Consider the following 8,099-nt stretch of genomic DNA (forward strand, 5'->3'; position numbering starts at 1 on the left):
AGCGGCAGTACCCCACCCGGAACGGCTCACTCTTATCCCGAATTGTTCCGTATAGCGGGGGTTGATCGGGATGGTTCGCGGAACACCTCTACGGAACACCTGTGACCTGGGACCAGGCCTGCGTCGCCTGGTGTTCCGTTGGGCGATCGGCTAACGGAACACCCATAGGGATCACCTCGCGCTTTGGGCAGGGGCTACTTTGCGGCTCGGGCCAGCTTCAGGATTAGCCCATCCAGGCCGAACGCGCTCCCCAAACCCGGTTCGCACCGAACCAACAGTGTCGGTGTCCATCCGGTTTGATCTGTTCGAATCTATCGTTTGCAATCTGGGTTGAATCGGAATCATGCGGTAGGTCCGTCGGGCACGATGGGCTCGACGGTGATTTCGGTGCCGCGCAGTGAAAATCACCGCCCCTGCACCGGCGTGGGAAATCAGCAGGCGCACCAACTGTTCCACCCTCTGTTTCGCGATGCTTTCGGAGTCGAACTCCCCGAAGTGATTCCGGTCCGGACCAACTGCGCCGCCGTCCGTTCAGCTCAGCAGCCTCTCGCAGACGGCGGGGAGCTGGGTCGTGCACAACCACTCAACCTGTTCTCCGCCGCCCTGCAGGTCGCCGACCAGGCCGGACCAGCGGCCCGGCCGCTGGCCGAGTTAGCCAAGACCGCGTTCGTGCACGGCAGCGGCCAGGCCGCGCTCACGCTGGCCACCCTCACCGCTGCCGGGGTGATTGTGCCGGCTCTGCTCGCTCCCGGCCGCACCCGCACATCATGCCCGCACCAGGGCGATGAGGGCGATGAGGGCGATGAGGGCGATGAGGGCGATGACATGATTCGGCGCCGGCTGCGGGCACAATGTCCACCTTGCACCTCTTGAGATGTGCGTCACATAATGCGATGTATGACATTGTCGATAGGAATGCCCGCTGCGGATGATGCGAGCGCAGAGCTGCGCCCGATCATCGGGCGGTCGTGGGTGAGGTCCACCGCATGCGGTGTGAGTCGAGAGTCGGAGTTGCGGCTTCCCTACGACGACGATATCGATGACGACAGCCGATTCATCCGGGCAGCTCAGCCGGTGCTCGAGCGTCTGATAACCACCATGTCCGACACCCGGTACACGCTGGTGCTCGCCGATCCGGAGGCGCGGCTCATCCACCGGTGGATGGGAACGAAATCGTTGCAGGGGTCGCTGGACAATGCGAGCATCGCTCCGGGATTCGGTTTCGCCGAGGAGCATGCGGGCACCAACGCGGTGGGGACCGCGCTGGAAGAAGCGCGCGTTGTCACGGTCACGGGCCTCGAGCATTTCACCGGCGGCCTGCATCCCTTCGCCTGCGTCGGCGTGCCGATCCGCAATCTCGTCAGGGGGAGCGTCGAGGGGATACTGGACTTCAGTTGCTTGGCCGAGGACTTCAATCCGCTGATGACGTCATTGCTGGTGGAGGTCGCCAAACACATCGAGACAAGACTCACGCAGCAGGTCTCAGCGTCCGAGGTGGCCTTGCTCGAGTGCTTCGTACGGTCGTGTCGCCGCCATCGTGGACCGGTGGTCGGTCTGCGGCAGAACATGTTCCTCTCCAACGCGGTCGCCGCGGAGCAGATCAACGCCACCGACCAGACGGTCCTGTGGGACGTGGCGAGCACGTACGCGAAGCGTGGCCATAGCGAAGGCGTCGTCGAATTGTCGTGTGGGCGCTATTCGTTTCGGATGGACCTCGGTGCCGGTCGCACGAAGGCGGACGGCGGGGTGGTGTTCAAGCTTCGTCCGGAGACCGTCGTCCAACCGCCCAGAACTCTTCCGGGGCGCCCTCGGCCGACCGTAGCGCGCCCGGTGAGTCGGTCCGTTTCCCTAGGTGTGAAGTCATCGTGTGCCGGACAGGGGACGTCGTCCAGGAGCTCACAGCCGAAATCGGGACGTAGCCCGCAGTGGAAGAAGCTGCTCGACCGGATGGCGGCCCTGGCCCAGGTCTGGGAACCCGTCGCGTTCACCGGTGACGACGGATCGGGCAAGCTCTGGGCGGCAAAACGGCTGGTGGCGATGCGCGGGGGCGGTGTGCGGATTCTTGACGCGGAGCTCGAGCGAGGGGCGTGGCAGAGCACGCTGATCGACCGTTGCCGCAGCGGCCTCGCCGCAGGTGAGTCGGTCATCGTCCGCCGGATCGACAGACTCACCGTTCCGGTCCGGGCGGAACTGGGTGACCTGGTCCGCAATGCCGATGAGGCGATGCGATTGGTCGTGACCTGCACCGACGATCCGCGTGACACGGTGGTTCGCGCGCTTGCCGGGTTCGCGCACCAACTCTGGATTCCCCCTCTCGCGCAGCGACTGGACGACATCGCCGACATCGTCCCGCAACTCCTGTTGGAACTGGCGCCCGATCGGGTGGTGACCTGCGCGCTGCCTGCGCAACAGGTGCTGATGCGCTATTCGTGGCCAGGTAACGTGACCGAGCTGCGTGATGTGCTCGCCACAGCGCTGGTCGAGGCGAAAGTCGGTCAGATCGAGGTCGCGGACTTGCCGGCGTGGCTGTTGAAGCGCGCACACCGTCTGCAACTGACGCCCTTCGAGCAGTCGGAGCGGGATCTGATCATCGCAACGCTGGCCAGTGTCGACAACAATCGGGCTGAGGCGGCGCGGGTGCTCGGTATCGGCCGCGCCACGCTGTACCGCAAGCTCCGGGCACTCGGTATCCCGAACGGCCCCGACTTGGCGCTCTAGAACGGTCGCGGCCGAGTTCAGCCGCGACCGCAGGCGGGGTCGCGGCCGTAGGCCACTCGTCGGGCTTGGCTTCGACGGCGGGGAGGACGACCACCGACCCGGGTGGCGCGGAGGGCCGAGCAGCTGACGCCGGACTTTCGAAGACGTCTCATGTCTGGTGGTTTGCCCGAGAACCAGACGTCGGATGAGGATCGCGTTGCTCGTGGCGGCGCTGACCAGGCGCCTGCCGTGATCCAGTTCACCGTATGTGCCCCACAAATGAGACACCGTGGTGAGCAGCCCTGGCTACCGGGACTCTACGTCCGCCGGGAGATGGAACAGGTGTGACCAGCAAGAACGGCCGGACCTTGCGGTCTGATGGGTGCTGTCCAGGCGGTGCCTCGAAATGAGACACCTCGATCGTTGTTTACGCCGCGATCATTTTCTTGTAACCGCCGAAACCGGCAAATGGTCATAAACCGGCAAGAAGAGGAAGTACCCGTGAGCACCGAAGAACGTGACGTCTTGATCGTCGGCGCCGGATTCGCCGGCCTCTACCAGCTCAACGAGTTGCGCAAGCGCGGCCACAACGTCCACGTCGTGGAGTCGGCCGCAGGACTGGGCGGCGTCTGGTACTGGAACTGTTACCCCGGCGCCCGCGTGGACAGCTGGGGTCCCATGTACCAGTTCTCGGATGCCCAGTTGTGGCGTGACTGGAACTACTCCGAGCTCTACCCCGACTGGTCGGAGCTGCGCGCCTACTTCCACCACGTGGACGAGAAGCTGGACCTGTCGAAGGACATCAGCTACAACACCCGGGTCACCGCGGCCCGCTTCGACGAGGATTCGAGGCGCTGGATGGTGACCGCCGAGAGCTCCGAGACCGGCGAGACCCGCGAGATCTCCACGCGGTATCTGCTGCTGTGCACGGGATTCGGCTCCAAGCCCTACATCCCCGAGATCCCCGGCCTGGAGTCCTTCGAGGGCGTCGCGCACCACACCGCGCGCTGGCCGCAGGACGGCCTGGATCTGACCGGCAAGCGCGTCGCCGTGATCGGAACCGGCGCCTCCGGCATCCAAGTGGCACAGGAATCGGCCCCGGTGGCCGCCCAGCTCACGGTCTTCCAGCGAACCCCGATGATCGCGCTACCGATGCGTCAGCGCAAGATCTCCGACGACGAGAACGCCACGGACAAAGTGATGTATGCCGATCGGATGGCGAAGCGCAACACCACATTCGGCGGATTCGAGTACGAATTCCTCGACAAGGGCGTGGTCGACGTGACCCCCGAGGAACGGGACGCCGAGTTCGAGCGGTTGTGGAAGGCCGGCGGCTTCGTGCTGTGGCTCGGCAACTTCAACGACGTCCTCTTCGACGAAGACAGCAACCGCACCTTCTACGAGTTCTGGCGGGACAAGACCCGGCAGCGGATCCACAACAAGGACCTGTGGGAGGATCTGGCCCCGACCGATCCGCCGCACCCGTACGGGGTGAAGCGGCCCTCGCTAGAGCAGCGCTACTACGAGATCTACAACCAGGACAACGTCGACCTGGTCAACATCCGCAACAACCCGATCGACCATGTCACTGCCAAGGGCATTGTGACCTCCGACGGCGTGGAACACGAGTTCGACATCATCGTTCTGGCCACCGGTTTCGACGCCGTCACCGGCGGCATCACCGCCATCGACATCCGCAATGGCCAGGACGAGTCGATCACGGAGTCGTTCGCCGACGGTGCTCACACGGCGCTGGGCGTCGCCACGGCGGGATTCCCGAACATGCTGTTCGTCTACGGCCCCCAGAGCCCGTCCGGCTTTTGCAATGGTCCGACCGCGGCCGAGGCACAGGGTGAGTGGATCGTCGAATTCGTCGATCACCTCCTCGACAACAACGTAACCCGCATCGAACCGACCGGAGAGGCCGAGAAGACCTGGCAGCAGAAGATCGACGCGGTCTGCGAGGCGGCGCTGTTCGATCGGGCCGCGTCGTGGTACATGGGGGCGAACATCCCCGGCAAGAAGGTCCAGTTGCTGATGTGGCCGGCCGGCCTGCCCGCGTACCTCGACGAGGTCAATACTTCCGCGGCCAATGGATATCCGGAGTTCGTCAAGGCATGACGCGCCCCCCGAATTTCTCGACTATCCACACAAGGAGCGCACCGTGCAGAGCCTGATGATGGATGTGCCGCTGCAGATCAAGACGCTGCTGTGGCGCGCCGAACGCCTCTACGGGCACAAAGAGGTCATCGCGCGCACCGCCGACGGCTTCGACACCTTCACCTTCGCCGAACTCGGCCGCCGCGCCCGCAGGTTGTCGAATGTGCTGACCGACCTGGGCGTCAGGCCTGGCGACCGCGTGGGAACGCTGGCTTGGAACACCGCTGAGCACCTGGTCGCCTACTACGCCGTGCCCTGTATGGGCGCCGTGCTGCACACCATCAACGCCCGACTGTCGGACGAGCAGATCGCTTACATCATCGCGCATGCCGACGACACCGTCCTGCTCGTGAGCAAGGACCAACTGCCGCTGCTCGAACGGCTTCGGGACCGGCTGGCCAACGTCCGGGCCATCGTTCAGCTCGACGGCGCAGTCGGGACCGAGAGCGCGCTTGGGGTGCCAGTGTACTCCTACGCCGCCCTGACGGCCGCGGTTCAAGACGAGTACGACTACCCCGACCTCGACGAGAACACCGCGGCGTCGATGTGCTACACCTCAGGCACCACGGGCGATCCGAAAGGTGTGGTCTACAGCCACCGCAGCACCGTGCTCCATGCACTCGGGTTGTGTACCACCGGCACGATCGGTGTGAGCGAGGCCGAGCGCTACATGCTCGTGACCCCGCTCTCGCATGTCAACTCATGGGGCATGCCGTTCGCCTGCGTCCTGCAAGGGGCCACCATCGTCCTGCCCGGCGATCACCCGGTGGGCACCGACTACCTGGACATCATCGACCACGCGAAGCCCACCGTCCTGGTCGGCGCGGTGACCGTCGGCATGCTGATCCGCCACGCTGTGGAGCAGGCTCCCGGGAAGTACGACATCGCGTCGTTGCACACCTTGTGGCTCGGCGGCCAAGCGCCACCGATCAGCGAGATGAAGTGGTGGAAGCAGCACCACGACATTCACGTCACGCAAGCCTGGGGCATGACCGAGGCCTCACCGGTCCTCACCTTCTGCGGCCTGACGACCGCGAACCAGCACTTCGACGAAGACGCCCGCTTCGAGATCTTCAGCCGACAAGGGCAACCACTGCCCCTGGTGGAGGTGAAACTGGTCGACGATGCAGGGCAGGAGGCCCCGTGGGACGGAAAGACGGCCGGTGAGGTCCTTGTCCGGGCGCCGTGGGTGATCCGGGAGTACTACAACGATATCCGCTCGGCCGGAAGCTTCTCCAACGGGTGGTTCCGCACCGGTGACATCGCCACGATGACACCCGACGGCTACCTCACCATCGTCGACCGCGCCAAGGACCTCATCAAGAGCGGTGGCGAATGGATCTCGTCGGTGGCGCTGGAGAATGCGTTGATCGGCCACCCGAAGATCGTCGAGGCATCGGTGGTAAGCGCGCCGGACCCGAAGTGGATCGAACGGCCCGTCGCCTTCATCGTCGCCGCCGAGGAGGTCTCCGGTGATGAACTGAATGCCTATCTGAAGGAGCAGTTCCCGGCGTTCTGGATCCCGGATCGGTTCGAAGTCATCGAAGAACTGCCCAAAACGAGCGTCGGGAAGTTCGACAAGAAGCGGCTCCGCAGCGAGTTCCTATGAAGCTCGACACCACGTGAAGCTCGACGCCACCCGAACACAGCCCACCCCATCGAACAAGGAGAAGGGCCCATGCCCACCGATCACAAATTCAACGAGCTCAGCAGCGGCCACGGATTCCTCGAATCGCCCCGCTACCACGACGGAAAGCTGTTCCTGAGCGACTTCTTCAACACCCGGGTCATCGTGATGGACCCGCGTGACGGCAGCTGGGAGAAGATCGCGGACGTGCCCAACTCGCCGTCGGGCTTGGGCTTCCTGTCCGACGGCTCGATGCTGATCGTGTCGCAGCACGACCACAAGCTGCTCCGCCGCGCGGCCGACGGAACGACCACCGTCCACGCCGACCTGGCCCCCTTCTGTGGTGGTGACGCCAACGACATGCGCGTAGTGGACGGGCACGCCTACGTCGGCAACTTCGGCTTCGATCTCGCCGGCGGCGCCGAGACGCAGACCACACGTCTGATCCACGTCACCCCGAACGGTGAGGTCTCGGCGGTGCCCGGGGACGTGCTTTTCCCCAACGGCGTGGAACTGCACCCGGACGGCAAGACCCTGTTGCTCTCCGAGACCTTGGGGCACAAGATCTCCGCCTACGATCGACAGCCCGATGGGACTCTCACCAACTATCGGACCTGGGCGGAACTGCCCGAGACCCACAATCCGGATGGCATGACCGTCGACTCCGACGGCGGCGTGTGGTACGCCAACGTGTTTATCGAAGGCCCGGAAAGCGGCTTCTACCGGGTCGAGGAGGGCGGCCGGATCACCGACCGGATCCTCGTCCCGGACGCCTGGGGCGTCGCCGTCACTTTCGGCGGACCGGACAACGACGTGCTGTACCTGATCACCAACGCCACCACCCTTCCCGACTTCGCGCAGGGCAGGTCCGCTGGCTACGTCCGCACCGCGAACGTCGGCCGACGCGGCGCCAACTGAGGAGTCATGGATCCCTGGAGTTGCGGCTGTTCGGTCGAGGGAGCCTGACGGGTCCCGGCCGTGCGGCCATCTCCACCGATGACTCCCGACTATCCGAGAGGATTCCATGTTCACCGGTCGCATCGCCCGATTCGACGCACCCAACCAGCCCTTCACCCTTACCGAAGCCACCCTCGATGAGGTGCGCCCCGGCGAGGTCCTGATCAAGGTGAAGCGCACCAACATCTGTGGCTCCGACCTGCACGCCTGGCACGGCACGTTCCAGACCAAGGGACTCGGCGGTCAGCTTCCCACCGTGCTCGGGCACGAGATGGTCGGCGAGATCGCCGCGCTCGGCGACGGGGTCTGCGCAGACTCCGACGGCCGCCCGCTGCAGGAGGGGACGAGGGTGACCTTCCCCTACTTCTTCTCCTGTCACCGCTGCCATAACTGCCTACGCGGCCACCGCACCGCCTGCGAGCATCTGTCGATGGCCATGCTGGGCAACGCCGAACAGCCCCCCCACTTCGTCGGCGGCTACGGCGACTACTTCCTGCTGCCAGCCGGCGCCACGCTCTACCAGGTCCCCGACTCAGTCCCCGACGAGCTGGCGTCCGGCGCAAACTGCGCGTTGTCCCAGGTCATGTACGGTCTGGAACGCGCAAACCAGACCTTCGGCGAGACCGTGGTGGTGCAGGGCGCCGGAGCACTCGGTCTC

At 64.9% G+C, this 8,099-nt stretch carries 5 protein-coding genes and 1 pseudogene; all 6 read left to right on the plus strand.

From position 1 onward, the window contains the following. Positions 1–594 precede the first annotated feature (594 nt). Positions 595–873, plus strand: a pseudogene (locus WAW17_RS03830) (hypothetical protein); the annotation flags it as partial. Between the two features lie 24 nt (positions 874–897). Beyond that, positions 898–2,718 carry a sigma-54-dependent Fis family transcriptional regulator gene (locus WAW17_RS03835; RefSeq protein ID WP_422331687.1) on the plus strand — a complete coding sequence of 607 codons (1,821 nt, stop codon included), beginning with the start codon at positions 898–900 and terminating at the stop codon, positions 2,716–2,718. Positions 2,719–3,165: 447 nt separating this feature from the next. Further along, a complete protein-coding gene (locus tag WAW17_RS03840) occupies positions 3,166–4,818 on the plus strand; it encodes a flavin-containing monooxygenase (RefSeq protein ID WP_422331688.1) in 1,653 nt (550 codons plus the stop codon). Between the two features lie 43 nt (positions 4,819–4,861). Then, positions 4,862–6,466 carry a long-chain fatty acid--CoA ligase gene (locus WAW17_RS03845; protein WP_422331689.1) on the plus strand — a complete coding sequence of 535 codons (1,605 nt, stop codon included), beginning with the start codon at positions 4,862–4,864 and terminating at the stop codon, positions 6,464–6,466. A gap of 69 nt (positions 6,467–6,535) precedes the next feature. Continuing rightward, the gene (locus WAW17_RS03850; RefSeq protein WP_422331690.1) at positions 6,536–7,402 is read left to right on the plus strand and encodes an SMP-30/gluconolactonase/LRE family protein; all 867 of its coding nucleotides are present in this window, start codon (positions 6,536–6,538) and stop codon (positions 7,400–7,402) included. Positions 7,403–7,508: 106 nt separating this feature from the next. Then, a partial coding sequence (locus WAW17_RS03855; RefSeq protein ID WP_422331691.1) for an alcohol dehydrogenase catalytic domain-containing protein occupies positions 7,509–8,099 on the plus strand: 591 nt, incomplete at its 3' end.

It is taken from the genome of Rhodococcus sp. (in: high G+C Gram-positive bacteria) (assembly GCF_049286785.1).
In the GTDB taxonomy this organism is placed as follows: Bacteria; Actinomycetota; Actinomycetes; order Mycobacteriales; family Mycobacteriaceae; genus Rhodococcus_F.